Source organism: Chitinispirillales bacterium ANBcel5, assembly GCA_029688955.1.
GTDB lineage: Bacteria > Fibrobacterota > Chitinivibrionia > Chitinivibrionales > Chitinispirillaceae > Cellulosispirillum > Cellulosispirillum alkaliphilum.
Genome location: JARUKZ010000026.1, coordinates 39,122 through 58,975, shown reverse-complemented (window position 1 = coordinate 58,975; position 19,854 = coordinate 39,122). Strand labels below are relative to the sequence as shown.

At 42.0% G+C, this 19,854-nt stretch carries 12 protein-coding genes; 6 read left to right on the top strand and 6 right to left on the bottom strand.

What is annotated here, in order from left to right; all coding sequences use genetic code 11:
* Window positions 1-206: 206 nt before the first annotated feature.
* Window positions 207-482, bottom strand: a complete 276-nt coding sequence (locus QA601_13580; GenBank protein ID MDG5816119.1) for a hypothetical protein — start codon at window positions 480-482, stop codon at window positions 207-209.
* 698 nt (window positions 483-1,180) lie between these two features.
* On the opposite strand from QA601_13580, the gene QA601_13575 reads away from it, so the two are divergent.
* The gene (locus QA601_13575) at window positions 1,181-2,257 is read left to right on the top strand and encodes a GNAT family N-acetyltransferase (protein ID MDG5816118.1); all 1,077 of its coding nucleotides are present in this window, start codon (window positions 1,181-1,183) and stop codon (window positions 2,255-2,257) included.
* A 121-nt stretch (window positions 2,258-2,378) separates the two neighbouring features.
* Here the strand turns inward: QA601_13575 and QA601_13570 are convergent, their stop codons facing one another.
* Window positions 2,379-3,071 carry an FKBP-type peptidyl-prolyl cis-trans isomerase N-terminal domain-containing protein gene (locus tag QA601_13570; GenBank protein MDG5816117.1) on the bottom strand — a complete coding sequence of 231 codons (693 nt, stop codon included), beginning with the start codon at window positions 3,069-3,071 and terminating at the stop codon, window positions 2,379-2,381.
* A gap of 177 nt (window positions 3,072-3,248) precedes the next feature.
* On the opposite strand from QA601_13570, the gene QA601_13565 reads away from it, so the two are divergent.
* A complete protein-coding gene (locus tag QA601_13565; GenBank protein MDG5816116.1) occupies window positions 3,249-4,067 on the top strand; it encodes an aldo/keto reductase in 819 nt (272 codons plus the stop codon).
* 19 nt (window positions 4,068-4,086) lie between these two features.
* Here QA601_13565 and QA601_13560 read toward each other — a convergent pair whose 3' ends face one another.
* Together QA601_13560 and QA601_13555 are read right to left on the bottom strand one after the other, a co-directional pair.
* A complete protein-coding gene (locus QA601_13560; GenBank protein ID MDG5816115.1) occupies window positions 4,087-5,463 on the bottom strand; it encodes a hypothetical protein in 1,377 nt (458 codons plus the stop codon).
* Complete coding sequence (locus QA601_13555; GenBank protein ID MDG5816114.1) at window positions 5,460-6,302, bottom strand: TIGR02147 family protein; 843 nt, start codon at window positions 6,300-6,302, stop codon at window positions 5,460-5,462. The genes QA601_13560 and QA601_13555 overlap by 4 nt, the downstream gene beginning before the upstream one ends.
* 512 nt (window positions 6,303-6,814) lie before the next feature.
* Here QA601_13555 and QA601_13550 point away from each other — a divergent pair.
* Window positions 6,815-9,250, top strand: a complete 2,436-nt coding sequence (locus QA601_13550; protein MDG5816113.1) for a carbohydrate binding domain-containing protein — start codon at window positions 6,815-6,817, stop codon at window positions 9,248-9,250.
* Between the two features lie 305 nt (window positions 9,251-9,555).
* Window positions 9,556-9,726, top strand: coding sequence for a hypothetical protein (locus QA601_13545; GenBank protein ID MDG5816112.1), 171 nt, complete (start codon window positions 9,556-9,558; stop codon window positions 9,724-9,726).
* Window positions 9,727-10,506: 780 nt separating this feature from the next.
* Here QA601_13545 and QA601_13540 read toward each other — a convergent pair.
* Window positions 10,507-11,808, bottom strand: a complete 1,302-nt coding sequence (locus tag QA601_13540) for a hypothetical protein (GenBank protein ID MDG5816111.1) — start codon at window positions 11,806-11,808, stop codon at window positions 10,507-10,509.
* A 249-nt stretch (window positions 11,809-12,057) separates the two neighbouring features.
* Here QA601_13540 and QA601_13535 point away from each other — a divergent pair, with 249 nt between their 5' ends.
* Window positions 12,058-13,359 carry an erythromycin esterase family protein gene (locus QA601_13535; GenBank protein MDG5816110.1) on the top strand — a complete coding sequence of 434 codons (1,302 nt, stop codon included), beginning with the start codon at window positions 12,058-12,060 and terminating at the stop codon, window positions 13,357-13,359.
* Between the two features lie 73 nt (window positions 13,360-13,432).
* On the opposite strand, the gene QA601_13530 is transcribed toward QA601_13535, so the two are convergent.
* The gene (locus QA601_13530) at window positions 13,433-17,827 is read right to left on the bottom strand and encodes an acyl-CoA dehydratase activase (GenBank protein MDG5816109.1); all 4,395 of its coding nucleotides are present in this window, start codon (window positions 17,825-17,827) and stop codon (window positions 13,433-13,435) included.
* Between the two features lie 285 nt (window positions 17,828-18,112).
* Between QA601_13530 and QA601_13525 the strand changes: the two genes are divergently transcribed.
* Window positions 18,113-19,840 (top strand): hypothetical protein, encoded by a 1,728-nt coding sequence (locus QA601_13525; GenBank protein ID MDG5816108.1) that lies wholly within the window; start codon window positions 18,113-18,115, stop codon window positions 19,838-19,840.
* Window positions 19,841-19,854: the final 14 nt, after the last annotated feature.

The window sequence follows — 19,854 nt, the reverse complement described above, 5'->3', positions numbered from 1 at the left end:
ACGCAGAAGCACAAAAAGGAGAGTTGTTTTAGGGATAAAACGAGCCCCTGAACAGAACCAATCTGCCTAAGCGACAAGCCTGTCTTACCACTTTGTACCCTTTTTCGCCTCCCAAAGTTGGGCGAAACCAGCCTCCTATTGCCCAAATTCACCAAAATCCGACTCAATACGCCAAAATTTACGGACCTCTTCTAAAAATTACGGTACTATGGTTCACCCACCCCTGTTTTAAGCCACGAATCTTCTGTTGGTAGTGTAAGAATGGGGTGAATGGTGTCATAGTTTCCCTGTTTATAGTGTTCCATTGAACGGAAAACAGCGGTATTTCCATTTAAAAACAGCACTATTGCGCCATATATTCCACACTTTGGTAGTTGCGAACAGCTTGTTGCCACCTGAAAATGTGCTGTAGTGCCTCCTGAGAACACTCCGTTGTATGAAAAAAACAGTGCACTGTACTTAGAAAACTGATTCAAAACCAAAACGGTATAAGCCTGTTCTCATACCACGCCGGAGAAATTAGCACATGATTGGTACCTCGAGTTACCAGGCGAAACTTTGTGTTTGGTTCCCTTATACACTACGATCGCACTATGGAAGTTTGTCGTTCATACCTGTTCTGTATGGCGCACCACCATGAAACAGACCTGATCGCTGCACTTTTGCATCCATCGTACTCCATTTTCATACCTTTAAACAGCAAATGTGATGGTTATAACCTTCAGATGGGCTCTTCTATGCGGGGTTTAGTGGGGATATATTCAGGATATTGTTTATGGAACTTCATACAAGCGACACTAAGAGCGTAAGATCCTTTGATACAAACGATAAGACAGAGTAGGGAGTGTTTGATTGGGGAAAAAAGGATTTTCATGGGGCTAAGCCTCCTATGCGGGGCTATGGAGGCCGGGCGTCAATGGTGAAAGCGTGAAATGATCCGTTTGGGGGGACCCTAGGGCTATTATCGCGGGAGGTGAGGTAATTAACATGTGTGTTTCATTTATCTATAAAGGAAATAGATTACAGGATTTTTTATGACGCTCAAAGATCGGAGCCGGGGTATAGATTACCTCATTTTCAGCGCATGGATTCGGTGTAAAACCTGTAGAGTATACAACAGATGAATACCTCTCAGAGGAATAACAATTGCAGCTTCAAAGTGTACAGGAAAGGGAGAAATGTGGATACCAGGGATAATGATACTGTCATTCGCCTAATGAGAGAGGATGAAAAAAAGGCGACGCGAAAAGTCCTTTTTCGCGCATTTGGTTGGTTCCAGGGTGTTTTTTCAAGTTTTACCCCCTACACTTTCATTGCTCTGAAAGGTAATGAGATTGTTGGAGGAGCGATTCTTGACCTTTTCACGCTTCCAAACCGAGGTAAAATAGGGAAAGTTTCCTGGATTTTTACAGATCCTCAGGCCAGAGGCTTAAAGCTGGGCCAGCGTTTAACCGAGAAGGCCCTTGAGTTTTTCGGTGAAGAGGGCTGTGATGAACAGATAGCTGCGGTTGAAGGAAACAACACCAGTTCAAGCAAGCTTTTCGCTACACGCGGTTTTGATATTATCTCTCCGGGAGCACAGTTTCGACGCTATGGTGGTTGGACATTTCTAATGTGGTTAAAGATGTTTCACTATATGACACCAGGGGTTTTCCTTTGGGCTCGCCCAGTTGCCCAAAAACGGGACAGCCCGGCACTTCAATGGACTGCAACACTTGTTCTTAATCTGATCATTATTTCATTGATCTATAGTTTGACAAACCAGGGAGATTTCGCTCCATTGGTTTATTATTGCGTATCATTTGCATTACTTCTTGGGACGCGACAAATTGCTATGCAGATTACAGCAGCCATTATAAATTACAGGGTACGGTTTAGGATCTTTGAATCAGGGTTTCCGCTAAGCTTCATGATTGCCATACTACTAAGAGGCTTTTTCCCTGTGTTAGGAAATGTTTATCCAGCAGAAAAGGTATGGAAGTATAGCGAGAATATACCCCAATTAGGCAAAATAGCCTTATCTGGTATTTTAATTGTGGCTTTACCTATCTTTGGAGTATGGAGTTATGCTCAGCAGTCCGGGACATCCAATATGTTTATACACTCTTTTATAAGTATAGGCATATTTTTTCTGATTTTTGATCTACTTCTCTTCTTTTTCCCCTTTAGTGGTTTTAACGGAAAGAGATTGTGGGATTGGAACAAGTTTTTATGGGCACTGCTATCGTTTTTTGCACTTGTTGTTATTTTTCTATGAAACCTTACCTTCAAAATATAATTAAACCATTAGCGTATCCTGACAGAGAACAAATAGAGGAGAACGGCGAAACCCAAAAGCCCCGTTACTAAACAGGACAGTTATCGCCGTCTCTTAGGCATCAATCCAAAATCTCCACCAGTTCCACTTCAAAAATTATCACCGAATAGGGTGGCACCTCTGGTGGAATACCGTTTGAGCCGTAAGCAAGATCGGGGGGAATGAAAAAGCGGTAACTGCTCCCCGGGCTCATCATTTGTATGCCTTCAGAAAGACCGGGGATAGTTTTGTCAAGATCGATAATGTAAGCCAGATCTGGAAGAGAACGGTCAATGACCGTTTTATCGGTAAGCATCCCGATGTATATTGCCCGTACGGTGTCTTGGGGACCTGGCTGTTTTCCTTCTGAGTGGCTCAGAACTATGTACTGTAAACCGCTTGCAGTTGCTCTCACTCCCCTTCGCCTTCGATTCTGAGACATATAGATAACACTCTCTTCACGAAGACGCTCGCTTATCGTTTCAAGCTCCTTTTCCTCAAGCTCCTTTATTTGCTCGGCAAATACCTGCCGGACAGAATCCCGCTGCTTCGACTCCAAAAGAGACTCTTTACCGGTAAGCACCTGTGTAACAGCCATGGTAAACAGATCGATATTGAAATCTCTTCCAAATTCCTGAAGCTGTGATCCTACATCCCTGCCAAGTACATAACTAAGAGTGTCTGTATAGTTATGCAATACTTCACTTTTATCTTCAGAAACAACTGTACCTGCAAGTACCATTACTAACAAAAGAAAACACATCTTCTTTTTCACAAAATTCCTCCAGTGCACAAACAATTACTAACCCCACCAGCAAATATCCCTACTACTGTTAATTGCAATTGAGATACCAGAGGATAATTATAGTGATTAGCTCTACTTAAACGGTTTGTGTTCCCGGTGACACACAATTTATTATTAAAGGGTTAAACTAAACGTTAGGGGAGCTGCATGAGTTTTACGACCATAGAAATGAAAAGTGGCCATACGATACCAGTTCTTGGACTGGGCACATGGAAACTGACAGGAAACAGCTGTTTTACCACCGTAATGAAAGCTCTTGAAATTGGGTACCGACACATAGACACTGCGGCAGCATACGGTAATGAAGATCAGGTGGGCAAAGCTTTGAAAAAATCGGGGCTTAAACGATCCGATCTTTTTATCACCACCAAAATCTGGTATGACAGCCTGAAGTACCAGGACGTACTTAAACAATTTGATCAGTCGATGCAGAAACTAAACTGTGAGTACATTGATTTGCTTCTTATACACTGGCCCAATGAAACGATTCCGCTTGAAGAGACTCTCGAAGCATTCCAAAAGCTGGTTGAAACTGCTGGGGTAAGAAGTATAGGAGTCAGTAATTTTTCCTTAACGAAGTTAAAAAAAGCAATTGGGCTGAGTAGCCTTCCACTCTGCACCAATCAGGTAGAGTTTCACCCCTTTCTTAACCAAAAGGAGCTTCTGAAGTACTGTAAAAATAACGGAGTGGTTCTCACGGCATATTGCCCCATTGCACGGGGGCACGTATTTAAAGATCCCCTGCTCCAGAGTATTGCACGTGAGAAACAAATCAATGAAGCTGGGCTCTCCCTTGCCTACCTAATGCAAAAGGGGATGGTGGTAATACCTAAAGCCTCTTCAGCTTCTCACCTTCTACAAAACTATGCAGCTAAAGAGGTGAGTCTGAGCACAAAAGAGATAGAACTAATCGATACCTGTAACAGAGATCAGAGGCTTGTGAATCCGCAGTGGGCTGAATTTTGATTCAACCCACCTCTGCGTATCATCGGACAATCTCATCCATAATAAACGTTCCGGAGCGAAAAAGTCTGACAGCATAATCCTTTCCATCCATTTCAAGCACACCAATTGCCGTTCCGGAACTTCTGTCAATTCTTCCCTCAAAAATGCTTTCAACTTCTCTTGCAGATACCACTCTTGCACTCACCTTTGCATTTGTAGCACTTTGGGAACGCTTTAATTCTGTTTCAAAAGAAAACTCAATATGCATCTCATCCACTTCACCCTGACTATATACCCTGCTCTGTTTCATTGCAGCCAAAGCAAGGTGATGGTGTCCCGGTTTCTCAGTATCACCCTTTAGAAAATAGTGCGTGTTATAACTTCGCCGTTTAGTGTCAGATGGGAAATACTTACTAATTTGGGTACTGAGAGAGCGTGCATTTTCATCATCTACCCCAAACAACACCTTCTCCCTAATACTGCCGTTTTCACTAATTTTGCGTTCAAGAGTGTAAATATTGTTGTTAGAGGTGTTTTGAAAATTATAATCTTCACCATTACAAAAGAGTACGTCAAGGTTTATACTTGTAGCCGGGGTGGTATATGATGCATTTAAAAGTGCATACTGGGTGGAGCTATAGGTTCTTTTACTGAAAATAGTATCCTGTGGCTCATAGCCACTGTACTGTTCAACTATTGCTACACCATCCTGCTTATATTCTCTGCTCAGAGACATAAGATTATCTGCCTGGTGAATAATCAGATGTGGACTGGAGGGCATCATGGATGAATAACTAGCGTGCCTGTAACTCATGAGAATGGAGTAGCTCACAGAACCATCTTTATTTATTACCGTACCTTCATGATTAGCACTCCCGGTGACGATCTCTATAGGACTGCTGCGCCCACTCTCACCATCCAGGTAGAGCGTATCATAAGAAATTACAGTAACTGTGTCAAAAACACTGATTGTATCGGTAATAATAATTTCGTTACGATAACTGCGGCTTAAGTACACTGAATCACCGGAATCATTAATCAGCAGTTGAGTTGTGTCTGAAAATTCAATTAGGGTATCAGCAATAATTATCGGTATAGAATAGATTACGGTGTCTTCTCTTTCGATGACTTTGAACTCTTTTTCCTGCTCAGTAGAGAGCGTCTGCGCCTGCTTTGCAAGCACTACTCCTCCAAAATCCTGATAAATGCGGGCCGGATCCAGCTGCTCTGTTCCATCCACCAAATAGTGTTGTGGTTCCCACTGATCTGTGGAATCTATGACATCAAAAAGTGCAAAAGCAAGCTCAGTAATTACGGGATTTCCTGTTTCTGTACCACTGGCAACATTTGTACAACTAATGAAGGTAAACAGAGAGAGAGAGCAAACAATTAGAAGCAACGTTTTTACCGGTTTCATCTGTCCCCCCCTTTATCAAAGTTATCCGAAAGTGGAAAGAGCTGCATGTTTAGTTGCAAAACTTTTGAAGGTTCACTATCTGCTTCTGCCAAATCCAGCAACTCTTTTCTAAATGTTTCAATCTTGCTGATTACCTGCGAGCAGGTATCCTCAGAAACCGAAAGCGTAAGAGAGGAGATATTTCTCAGCTTTGAAGGAAAACGCTCAATAGCGTCAGAACCAAGCTTAATCATAGATTTGTGAAAATTGGACACCGCGACCGATCTTACCTGAGGCCCGGTGGTTAAAGTGTTGGATATTTTCTCATAGTTGCCATGATCATTTTTTCTGATATAATTAAGTTTTAGCAACAGATCAACAGACCTCTTTGCCTCTGATACTGTGATAGAGGGGATAACGAGTGAAGCGAGCCGTTTGAAATCATCACCAAAATCCACAGCGGTAACAAGCTCCCGTATCACCGGATGATACCACTGGGAGTAATATTCATATTGCGATTCTTCGATTTTTTTGGGATCGCATTTTACTCTGTGGCGCATAATTTTGCAAAGATAGGCATTTTTTTCATCAAGTGAGCGACACTGATTCAAAAATACAATGTTTTCAAAGTAATCAGTTTCACTTTTATTGAGATTAAGAGCTTTGGAGAATCTGAAAACACTTTCTTTGGTTAAGTTTCTTTTTCCATCAATTACGAGTTTTAGAAAGTTAGGTGATTTAAAACCGGCCTTTTGGGAGAAAAGTCTGTAAGAGTAAAAAGAGTACTTGTTTTTCTTCCAGTCATAGAAATCTTTTAGATACTCCCGGTAATCCAGATATTCGAATATAGTTTTCTCCATATACAGTATCCTTTTAAATGGAAGTGACCATTAAAATGTAAGGATAGATTGGGATTAACCCCTTATCCGGGTACAGTTGAGCTACAGAAACGAAACGGAGGCAGATCGTTTCTGTAGCTCAATATAAAAGAAAAATGATACTACGACAAGCACATTTCTACTTTTTCTGTATTCTGCTGTTTTGATATATACATCGTTTATAGAGACAAGTCATTGTTTTATAACTTTTTTTTGTATTCTACACACAATCTAACAACTACTTCAGGCTATCTTTTGTTTAGTATAAAAGTTTTTACCACATGTTGTCACTAAAAGTATTGCTATTGTGTGACATTGTAGTATTTTATTTACACAATAGGGTAAAAATGTCGTAACTATGCTGTTTTAAATGAAATAACTTATAAAATTTGAGCAATTTGCCCCGAAAGTTGAACTATATATTTTCCCTACAACACTAAAAGAGACGTAGCATTGTCAATACACTTTACACATAATCAAAACAGGAGTCTTTAATGACCAAAAGAACACTTTTGCTTGCCGTATTTTTACTTTCATTTAGTTTGCAGGCAGAGGAGGAAAACCTGATACGAAATGGGGATTTCTCTTCTGGAACTGATAATTGGGTGCTTGAAACACAAGATGCTGTAGCAAACAGCGAAATTCTAAACAACGCTTACCGAATCATAATTGAGACACAAGCCAATGAAGAGTCAAACGCCCCCTATCTCTCCCAAAACGGAATTGAACTGGAGCAGGGATATGGTTATACCTTTGAATTTACCGCAGCAGCATCCCTTATTGCAGACGCTGAAAATACAGATCTATCAATAAGGGTATTTATTGGAAGTAATGATGATTCCAGAACTCCTTATGTGGATACCTCTCTTACCACTTTTGAACTCTCACCATCCTCTCCAAACACCATTTCAATACCGTTTGTAATGAGAGAGGAAACCGATAACGATGTAAGGGTTGAGTTTAGTGGTGGAGTCAACAACAATCTCGATATTATCTCTATTCGTAATGTAAGCCTTACATACAGAGATGAACCGGTTATTTCAATCACTGCACCCACTTCCTCTACTACTTATAAGGCTGGTGCAGAGAATACCATACGCTGGAGCAATACCGGTACACTCTCACACGTTCAAATCCTGTTATCAACCAATGCCGGAGAAGACTGGTCAACTATTCAGGAAAGAGTTGTTAACGTTGGTCGCTATACCTGGCAGATTCCCGATGAAACCATTTCAGACAGTTGCCTTATAATTATCGCTGATACAAGCGCAACCTTTGCCGACACCAGCCTTCTTTTCGCCATTGCTGAAGATGTGGGTGATGACCCTGATCCCGTGGATCCAGACCCGGTTGATCCTGATCTGCCAGAGGGGGAACTGGTAATTAACGGCGATTTCTCTGATGGTAGCAGTAACTGGACCTTTGAGACACACGGAGGTGATGCATCCGGTTCAGTTGTTGATGAAGAGTATGTAGTTACCATTGACGAGCTAAGCGGTGCCGCCTGGGCTATTAAGCTCTATCAGTCCGATATAAATTTAAAAGAGAACAAGACCTATCTCTTCTCTTATGAAGCATATGCATCTGAACCAAGACCGATTTATGCAAATATAGGACTAGCTCATGGACCCTACACTTCAATGACTGGTGGGGATACCATCCCTGTTCGCCTCTCTACTGAGAAGAGAAGATTTTCAACCGTGTTCACTATAGAAGAGCCCATAGAGGATGAGATCCGGGTAGAATTTAATCTGGGTAGCGCGCTTGGCGATGTGCACATAGATAATGTAAGCATTATTGAAACCGATATTGATGGAGTGTTTATCAATCAACCCAATTCCGGAACTGTATGGAGAAATAATTCAACTCAAACCATACGCTGGGAATTAAACAGTGATCACGAAGTAATTACGCTTGAATACTCAACCGATGATGGTGAGAGCTGGGAATTGATTGAGGAAAATATCGAGTTTACACTTGGCCGTTTTAACTGGAGTGTTCCGGATGTGGTTACTGATAATGCACGTATCAGAATACTGGCACCTGAAACACAAGAGGAAGACAATGGCCAAGGTGAAGAAAATAGTGAAGATGAAGACGCCGAGAACGGTGAGGAAAATGGTGAGGAAGATGAAGCTGATGCACAGTTAGTTGTAATCGGACAAAGTGAACCCTTTATAATCAATACCCTTGGTGTGATGTTTAAATACGGCGAATTACTTATCAATGGTTCTTTCGCCAACAGACTTTCCGGTTGGAATGATCTTGCCTTGGATAACGGAGCTGAAGCTGAAGCCTCAATACAAAATGAGATTCTTTCTGTAGATATAGACAACGCCGGAAGCTCTTCCGATATAGTACTCTCACAAAACAACATACCCGTTTTTGAAGGTAAAGAGTACAACATCTCTTTCAGAGCCTTTGCCGCGGGAACCAGAAGTATGAATATTAAAGTAATCAGCCAGGATGATGATTCAAGTTCTGTAATCTTTGAAGAGGAAGTCCAACTGCCTTCAGACTGGCAGGATTTCTCATTCGATTTCACCGGTGAAACAGATGCAATTACCGATTTTGAAATTCACATGGGCGGATCGATTGCACCTGTGTTCATTGAGGAAGTCAGCTTTGAAGCAGTTGACCCAACCTCAGCCAGACCAGTTGCAAACACAAGAAGCAGAACAAATCAATCGATACGAATTGTTCAAAACAGAGGTGGAAGAATTATCTTTCAAACTCCCGGAGCTGCTGCTAATGCAAGTATAGATATCTACTCTATAAATGGAAGCAGAGTTAAAACCCTGGCAGTTGAAAGTGACAGAGTAGTATGGAATGGCAGAAGCAATGCAGGAAGAATGGTGGCCAATGGTGCCTATGTTATGGTTTACAGAGATAACCTCAATGTAATGACCCGTTCTTTCGTACTCAGGTAACTTTAGTAAAATGTCTGATGTCTGCTCCATACGTAGGCGCAGACTACCTCCCAGAAGGGCTGTTTCCGCAGAAACAGCCTTTTTTTTTTGGGAGTTCGTTTCATTAGGACCTCATCCCCTGTCCCCTTCTCCCACTGGGAGAAGAGGAACCCATTCAGTTGCTTTTGTTTTGTAAGTGTAGTGTTTGGGCTGGTATTTCTCCCACCCTTTTTACAGGCAAAACCCACCGTTACACGCTAAATTTGCCGTTGCTGTGTGGCCCTCTCCCGCGGGAGAGGGGTGCCGAAGGCCAGGGTGAGGTCTCTTTGGCGTTTCTGACACCCGTTTTCGCGTTTCAGATGACTTCGCAAACCAATCAGACACTCATTTTTGACTCACAGATGGTTCCGCCAGACCCTTCAGGTGCCGATTTCAGGGTTTTTGATAGTACGGTAAACATTGCTGCCAGCCCGGGTACGGTCACGGAAGACAAATAATGGGGTTCCGCCCATCGGGGGATTTGTTAAGGACAGTGTTCCGAAGGGTTCTCCCGATCGGGGGATTTGTTAAGGACAGTGTTCCGAAGGGTTCTCCCGATCGGGGGATTTGTTAAGGACAGTGTTCCGAAGGGTTCTCCCGATCGGGGGATTTGTTAGGGACAGTGTCCCGAAGGGTTCCGCCGATCTCAGATGTGCTTAAAATGTTCTCCTGTATCATTTCTTATAATCTCTTTTTACTATAAATTTTGATAAAACATCAGAAATAGCACTTCGAGGTCCGGTAATCTCTCTTCCGGGGATCATTAGCGAAGACAGTACGGGCAAATCCAGCTATATCGCGGATCAAATCGACCGTCTCCTTATACTTCGTTGCGATGAAGAACCTGTTTTAACAGTCGTTCTCTCTCTAATACTGTATCAGCAATTCGGTTTGAGAGATTCCACGACTCATCAAATAGCCTTCTGAATGAGTGCTGTATCGAAACCACCCTCGTTTTAACTTATTAGACCTTTTTGGATAGCAGTACTATTCCGTAGAGGTTACATGTAGTAAAAAAAACCTGTTGAAGGAACTCTCTGTCCCGTAGCGACACAACAGAAATCGCTTGCATGATAAGTACTAAAACATCTCTTCCCTACAGGATCAACGGTTTAGCACTTTAAACGAGGATTACCGCGTGACTCACAAACAATGCTCAATAAGGATAAAAAAAGGGTTTTATGCTAATTTAAATAAAGCATAAAACCCAAAAAATTCTTTTTACTTACTTATTTATTTTACCAACGAAACGTTGACGATCCGCCAAAATCCAGAGTTGCAGTGAATTTAAAAAGATCATCTGAGTCATAACTACTTAGGATTTTAGGCGCGTTGAGTATGAAATCGGGGCTGAAGTGAATATCCATGGAAAATACACCCTTTTTGATTCCAAGCCCAAGATCCATTTGAAAGCCGGTGCGGTCGGTAGGGAAACGCTCACGACTCTTAACGTTTGAGCCTTCACTTCTCGCAATATCGTAATCGGCAATGAAGCTAAGACCACCACGAGCAATGAATGCATCAAGGCGCTTTAAATCATCCCACGTTTTTTCCAAACCTGTTCTTATTCCGTATTCAAAGTTACGGTTTATTCTATCAGTTCCATCGGAACCTTCAGGCAAATTTCTGTATGTATTTAGATTTCCCAGAAGTTTTGCACCCAAAAGCATGTTTCTATCCACAAAAGTATGCTGCATTGCAGCAAAAAAGCCGACTGAAGCTAAAACTTCTGTGTTTTCAAAACTAGTAGTAGTACTATTTTCTCCAGTTCTTGTCTCTCTCTTACCCTGAAAAACAACTCTGTTAAAATCAAATCCAGCAGAGATATCGGTTGCCCCCAATGGCATAAGTGCTTCTGAGCCTACCTCAAAATGAAACCCACTTTCCTTGGAAAAAACGTCTGCATCATCGGCCAAGCTACTATAGACAGAGGGAAAACCCATGCCAAGTCTGGGCTGAATGATCAAAGTGTTAAGATCCAGTAACGCTCCTGCTAGAAAGCCAATATTTCTGAATCTACCGGTTTCCTCCAAGTCGTCACCATCATTATCTATATAATATTTATAAAAAGCACGTTCATAGTAGAGATTGGCGCCAACTTTCAGATGACCCAAATCGATACCCACAAGGATCTGTGGAATAGGATCAATATCGTTCTCCACCTCCATGCCATCAAAGTCAAAGTCACCATCAAAGTCAAAGCCAAAGTCATCCGACCCCAAAAACATAGGCCTTTCTGTTACAGTGTTGTTTACAAAATGATTATAGAGGGCATCATCGTGTAACAGTTGAGCATCATAAAGAATACCAAAATTTAGAGTGGGGGTGAACGACTTTATGGCTATGAGCTGAGCTGTTCCATCATAGGTTGTCTGGATAGAGTTTCCAAACAGATTCATATTTGCGGGGTTCACCATAATTCTTGCATGATCCTGCATCTGGTTAAAACCAGACATCGCATCCACCCGTGCATTCTGTGCACTTACACTCATAGCAAACAGCGCTACCGAAAAGACTACAGCAATTAGCTTCCTGCCCATCAGCTACTCCTTTTGTTAAGTTACATAGTAATAGTTTTCTATTTAGGAATACTAAGATATATAGCGCACTATTGAGAAAGCAATATATTATTTACAGAGCAGTGCACTACACCTGAAATAATCGTTTTTTGTCCTGTTTTATCTACTTAAACACACTCTTAATCCTGTGGGAATCTTGAATTTTAGAATCGTAATGGCTATTTTTCTCTATAATCGTTTTGTGAATACATTCATTTGAAAGAAGGCACTATGATTTCATCCCCGTTCTTTTTGTTCCTTTTGCTTATCGCTATCAGTATTTCAGCTAATGACGAGAGTGTTATTACTGAGTACTTCGCCAAAAACGCTCTCCCGGTGAGTGAAATTAGCTGTCTTAGCCCTGTAATCGACCGTGCCTCTGACAAAAAGGCGGTACTTCTTGGAGAAGCATCTCACGGCACCAGCGAATACTATACGTGGCGTAAAAATATCAGCAAACGACTCATCGAGGAAAAGGGGTATTCCTTTATAGTAGTGGAGGGTGACTGGAGCGCTGCAATGGAGGTAAATAAGTATGTAAAACATCTCCCCAATGCACCATCAAGCGCAAAAGATGCACTGGGCTCATTTAATCGCTGGCCGGAATGGATGTGGGCAAACCAGGAAACGCTCTCCCTTATTGAGTGGATGAGAGATTATAACAAAAACCGTCCCATGGAACAAAGAGTGGGGTTTTATGGAATGGACCTCTACTCTCCGGAGGGATCGATGAAAAGAGTTATCTCCTTTTTTGAAGAATTCTTCCCGGATAAAGTAAACCAGGTCAAAAACTCCTATTCGTGCCTGCTCAATTATTCCGATGATATGCAGCAGTATGTTCGTGCCGTTTTACAGGGCAAGCAGCAACAGTGTATGCCAAAAACCAACAGCGTCCTAGAGCTGCTAAAAGGCTTAACTCTTCCTGAAAACAGTTCTAAGCTTTTTTATGTAAAGCATGATGCATTGGTTGTACTTAACGCAGAAAAGCACTATCTGTCCATGGCAACCCAGGGTCCTCAGTCCTGGAACAGCAGAGTTTTGAATTTCAAACAGACTGTAGAGCACCTTTTTAACTATTACGGGGATAACAGCAGTGCAATTGTTTGGGCCCATAACACTCATGTTGGTGATGCAAGAGCCACCCCAATGGCATCACAGGGAAGAGAAAATATTGGTAAGTTGTTACGGGAACAATATGGCGATGAAGCCATTTTTATCCTCGGTTTTGGTACAAACACAGGCACGGTGATAGCCGGAACTCAGTGGGGTTCTCCAAAACAACTGATGAATGTGCCAGCTGCACCTCAGGGCACAATTGAAAACATTCTAAACTCCATTGATAAACCTAAAGCGCTGTTCTTATTTGATGAAGATGTACCTGAAGCTCTTTTAAACCAACGAGGCCATCGGGCAAAGGGTGTCATATATAATCCGTCCAATGAACAGGGAAACTATGTTCCAACAGTTTTACCCAGACGCTATGACGCATTCTTTTTTATCAGAGAAACTAACGCCCTTACCCCACTTGATTGATGTAGATCAGAAAACATCTCTTCCATATCCCTGTTTTAAGTAAAGGGATATGGAAGAGTCTGCTCATTCCTTTTTAGCTTTTCCTTTTGGTCAGAAGTTCAAAAGAGTTTTCGGTAACAAGATCGAAAATCTTTATAGAAAGCCCTTTCATGGAAAAACCCTGAGTTGTTTTCTCTTTTTTGCTCAATTTTTGAATATAGCTGTGAACTCTTCTTGCCTGAAGTACAAACGCCTCCATATTAGCTTCAACAAGTTGCGGAAAAGGACTTCCATCGGTTTCTATGGAGAGAAATGGGAATTCACCCAGCTCAGAAAACTCCAGTGCCTTATCTTCCCAACCCGGGACCCTGGCTTTTCCGGTAACATTCATCTCTTTTTTGAGTATCGCTTCAGCAACCCTTGAGGGCATACATCCAAAGGGACCTATTGAAATAACCCCACAGGAGTGGTTTAAAATCTCCCTTAAAGAAAGTCCAACAGTTAAAATAGCTTCACCACGAAAATTAACGTTCATAAGGTGAAGAGCGCTTTTAATGGTCTTTTCGACCTCAATCATCTCAAAGTGGTAAAGCCCACTTTCTGCCAGAACTGTTTTTATTTTCCGTTCCCACCACTCCTGAATCTGAGAGGTAAGTTTCATTCTAAACATTTCAAAAAACTCAAATTCCCGCTCTCCGAGTTTAGAGTTTACAATGTAGTTGCTGTACTGCATAAATTCTGCAATCGGAGCAACTCTTACCATAAACCCTCTCTCTTCCAGGTAATCAACGATATTTTTGCGACTAAACTCATCTCTCCTTACAAATATCTCCCCCACAAGTGACACAACAGGGATTTGGGATGGATCCATTTTAAGTGGAATTGTTTTTAGTCGTTCCGCAATGTTTGACAACAAAACAGTAAGTCGTGTGGATACACTGCCTTCAAAATACTTAATAAGCTCAGCCCAGCACTCCTCAAGCTCCTGTAATGCATTCTCCTTGTTTACAGCAGCAACAGAGAGCATACTTCTGATATCTGCCAATATGTCTGAGATTAAAATACCCTGCCAGGCTTTGAGTAACAGACGAGTTCCAAGCCCCCCATAGCCGTTCTCGTCTGTCATGGTAAACATTGCCACATCCCGTAATTTATTATTGTCGATAAGTTGCTCAAAGGCCCTGAAATATTGTCCAAGCCTGCATGGCCCGCCCCCTGTAGCCATAAAGAAGAGTGTGATTTTGTCTCTGTCTCTATGCTTGTCGAGATAATCAAGAAAGGAACCTGTGGTTACTATGTAAGGTAAACACTCCTTACAACTGGTGTTTTTCTTTCCTGTAAGAAGTACATCTTTATCTGCAACAGGTAATGCCCGGGCATTAACGCCAATATTTCTAAGAACCGCCGCTGCAGCTTCAGTACCATAGCGTCCCATTGAAGGCATGAGCACTTCAACTTTGGGGTGAGCCAGTGGATAACTGGTGCCATCACTACCCACAACCCGTATCTCTTTTCCATATAGTACTTTCGCCCTGACAAACGAGTCGTCTTCTTTTTTCTGTGCGCCGATTTTTCTGTAGCTTTCCATTATATCCAGCGCAGCCTCTACTCTGGTATCGATCCCGGCATCAGCGGTATGCTGATCCAGCTCAAGGGTAAGAGAGGGCTTTGTTTTCATGATGTTGCGGAAAAAGTTGAGTAAGAAAGAATCGGGACCGCAGGAGAAATTGGTAATAAAGAAGCCAAAGAGATTATCTCTGTCCCGAACAAATTTAGCGACTTTCATAAGCTTCTGTCCCATACCCCAAAACATCTTACTATCCACAGAGTAGTCATGAGCCGGAAGCATATCAAAGGGTAAGACTATGTATCCCCTTGATGCCACCTTATGTGGAATTCCCATGTTTGCATCGGAAGCAAAAGAATTATAGGGGCGTCCAAAGATAACGATGGCAAATTGATCAGGATTCTCATCAAGGTACTTAAGCGCCTTTTTGCCATACTCCTGTAACTCGTTGTCAAACTCTCTTTGCTTTTTGCAGGCAAAATCGAAGGCACGTTTAGCATCCTCTTCACTTATGCCCATTGCTACAGCCATTTCAACCAGTGTGTTTTTCGACCGGTCATAGGTACCATCCATACGTAAAACAGGCGAAAGCACAACACTGGTGGATTGTTCAAGTTCCCGTCTGAAAGTGGCTTTAAGGTAATAAGGTTCACCCTGAACAAAAACACAGGCTTTACTGTAAGTGGGCGCCTTTGGTACCATTAGCTGAGCTACATGAGGCAGAAAAATATAGTCAGGACTTTTCTTAAGCAGGTTCATAAAGCTCCCATGTGTAAGCTCAGCAGGGAGGCAAAAGGCCGCTTCTATTCTCGAAAGCCCTTCGGGGTCGATCTGATCGGAAAAAATCACTCTAAAACCCATCTGGTGGAAGAAGTTTGAATAGAGAGGGAAATAGGCATTGGTCAGAAAGGTTCGCATAATGCCCACTGTCCGCGCCGGTTTATCCTCATCAATTGGTTCAGCTTTATCCATCACCCCGTATTTGTTAAACATCAGATCATTTCTGATCGCAACATAATCCAGCTCTTTAACTTCAACTTTTCTGTTTAATCTCAGATTGTAGTACTTATTACAAACCCCACCAAAAGGGTACTTTTTCCCATTGATTAAAATCTTTGATATCTCACACTTTCTGTCACATTTTTCCTGACCACCCGCGCAAATAAAGCTTCCGTCTCTGGTCGCTTCTCTGTTGATGAGTTCTTCAAGAGAAAATTCAGCCTCGGGAATCAGATTCAGATCGATTCGGTTTGAGGTCTCAAGTGCCACACCGAAGGCCCCCATGAGTCCGGGTTCCGGTGGTACTATAATCCGATGCTGCATAAGGGAAGCCATGGCTATGGGTACAGATTTGTTATAACATACCCCACCCTGCATAAAAATTTTCTTACCAATGGGACGAGAGCCTTTAACTCTATTTACGTAATTCATACATACCGAATAGACCAGCCCTGCGAGTATGTCATTCTTTTCGATTCCCTCTTGTCCTGCAAGTTTTATATCACTTGAGATGAACGCGGAACACTGATCTGTAAAGTTAGGCGGTGATTGCCCCTTTATAGCTCTCTCCCCAATTTCTTCTGTTTTCACATTAAGTGATTCACGCGCAGATTCTTCCAGGAAAGATCCAGTACCGGCACTGCAGGCCTCATTCATGGCATAATCAGAAGGAACGCCGCCGGTTAGAAACGTGTATTTTGCATCCTGTCCCCCGATTTCAAAAATGGTATCAACATCTTTATCGAAGTATGAAGCGGCAGTAGCATGAGCAATAATTTCATTTATAACGCTGTCCGAGAGGGCATGAAGGGCGGCTATTTGTCGACCCGAACCAGTTACACCTAAGCCGCTTATTTTGACTTCTGTACCTTTCAACTGCTCTTTTATGGCTGCATAACAGTTTCGGGAGGCTTGTATGGGATCACCGTTTGTTCTTAGATAGACGCTTGCAACTACGGCCTTATCCTCTTTTCTCATCAGTACTGCTTTGGTGGTGGTTGAGCCTACATCAAGACCAAGTATGCATAAATCGGCTGGGTTTGCTTTGTCCTTAATAATTTGCTTAAACTCTACCAGATCTGTTGCATTGCTCAGCGATGGATGTCTTCCAAACGACGTTTTGGTATCGTGAACAACTGAAGTTAAATCCTCTGGCAGTGTTACGCACTCATTTTCAACAGCCCACAAGGCAGCCCCGTAAGCTTCAAATACTGAAGCAAACTCTGAAACATGCAGCGAATTGAATCGTGTTTTAAGTATCTCGACCATTGCTTCATTAAGAGAACCACCACCAATAAGCGATACCTTATCGCTTTCCATATCTTTTACCAGTTCACAGATCTTATCGGCCATCATAAGACATAAACCTGCGGCCACATTGGCTCTTGGTTCACCTTTATTTAGTGCATGTGTACAGTCACTTTTACAAAACACACTGCATCTTCCTGCGATTTTGTGCGCAGTACCCTCTTTTGCCAGTTCAACAGCCTGCTCAAGAGTAAGTCCCATACGCCTTATTTGCTGAAGGAAAAATTCACCCGTACCGGACGCACACTTATTTCCGGAGTGAACGGAGCTAATCCCACCCTTAGGATTAAGGGTGTATACCAGTTGGGTTTCCCCACCGGAGCTGATCACAAGGTTAGGGTAATCGGTACTGCTGTACACTTCTTTAAGAGCACACTCCACAGCTTCAGGTTCACTTATATTTGACAGTTCTACATTTGATCTAAAAGCACGCCCTGTAACAGCAACCCTGTCGATCTCCCCTTTATTTTCCTCAAGAATAGAAATAATAGCTTCTCTGGGATCACCTTCGTGGGCCATCCTGCACGTTTTTAAGACTGTTTTTTGCTGCCCTTTTACTGTTACTATAACATACTGAATTGTTGTAGCTCCAAAACAAATTCCCAGAGTCTTCATATCTTCTCCATAGCTGGCTTCATTTTTGTTTTCAAATTAAACCGTGACAAAATTATTGAATATTGTGGTTTTTTTGAGAATTGCAAATAGTTGTTCCCTAATTGATACCCTATAAATCAGTATTTAAAGAGAACAATGCTTCTTCTCTCAGCCAGAAATTTTGCAAAAACTATGCCTAAACTAAGGCAACTGGCGTAAACTATTTTAAATAAAGAAAGCAAAATATTATCACAATATAAAAATTATATACTGCTAATAGCAACTCAGGAGGGTAAAAACGTAGATATGTTAGATCTAAAGGATCACAAAACGTTGGAGAAATATTCAAGCGCTGTGACACTTTCAGATATGGAAGTCTTTATTTTTCCAGACCTTATGTACTCCCTCGTACTGGCAAATATAATGTCACCAAGGCTCTGGGAGTGGAGACGGGATTCCTGGTTCAGTAAAATGAAAAAATTAAACCACAATAAAAAAATCCAGCGACTTAAACAATTTATTATGGATAACTTCTCTTTCAATCTCGATCTGGATACCTGGGGTCTTACAACAAAAGAGAAAGAGCTTACGCGATTTAAAGATTTTATTACAGAGCAAATTTTGGCAGAAAGCAACGCGCTGTTTGGCTATGAAGGGGATAAGTACTATTTTGACATTGATATCAGACGGCATTTTGGCCTGGACAAATATACCTCAGAAGTAATCCCGTACTGGAAGACTGAAACCCTTGAAGCAATGGAGGCTTTTCGTTTTAAGGAGGGGTATCCTTCAGGTGCCGGAGAGTGTGTCTCTCTTGGGGCACTGTATGCCGCAGCGTCTTTTGTTGTGGCCCAGCTACCATTAAATGATATCTATATGTTTGCAACGCCACTACATTCTCAGAATTATCTGGATATAAACTCAGGTATTATCACCAACAATCGCCGGATAGTTACAAAAAACATGTGGTATAATGGTACAGAGCTATCCGCAAAAGCCAGAAGAGCCCTGGAGAACGAAAAAGTTACCATTGTTGCCCATAATACCGGATATATCCACACAATGTATGATACCGCAACGATTGCTCCATCAAGTTATGACAACTTCACCCAAAAGTTGCACTCTTTTCTCAAGACAGAAATCACCTACGAAATTCTTGCCAACTTTCTAAGACATAACAGCAGGCTTCAATCCTGCTTTCAACTTGCGCATCAGTGCTGCGGCAAACCACGATATATTGAAGCCGAAAAGGTATACAGCTACGAACATTCAAGCAAATTTCGCGTTGGAAGTCCAACGCAATCGCACCTGCTTCACGAAATAGAAGAAGACGAATACTACCCCACTCCCCACCCCGACAGAATGCTTCTAAGTGAACTGGAAACGTTTTTTAAAGACAAGCGGGTGATTGCCGATGAATCAGAAACCCTCATAGAGCTGGAGAAGGTGCTATCTCACAGCTGTATCAATGTTAATGAAGTAATCCATGATCTTAAGTCGTTTTCATTTACTCACCCCCGCCTTCCCGATGCAGAACAAAAAACCTTCAAACAATCAAAAGCAATTGAGCTTGATGGAGTGAATAGTGCAGACGAAGCAAAAGAGTACCTGCAGAGTATTCGAAATGAAAACGAAACTGTTGACCTTGCTTTTTCAGCATTCAGAGACCTTACACTTTCACCATGGAAACCTTTCTTAAAGGCCGCACTTCAAAGAAATCCTGTAAGTACCGAAAGTCTTAATCAGTACGATATCGATCAAATGTATACTAAACTCTCATCACTTCCTAACTACTCTATCTATCAGGAGCCCACCCGTCTTGCTCAACCCGATGAAGTCTGGAATTTTTCAACCGGCGACGGACTTGAGCGATCACTCTGTTTTATGAATGCTGTGAAAAGCAAATACAGCGACTCAGAAGTAGAGATTCAGATAGATGGAAAGCATGTATTGGTGCGCTGTGATGGTAAGAATTTTCTCTTTCCTACAACCAAAACAGTGCCACAGCCGGAGAATGAGGACTTTGAATTTTGATAATTATAGGGAAA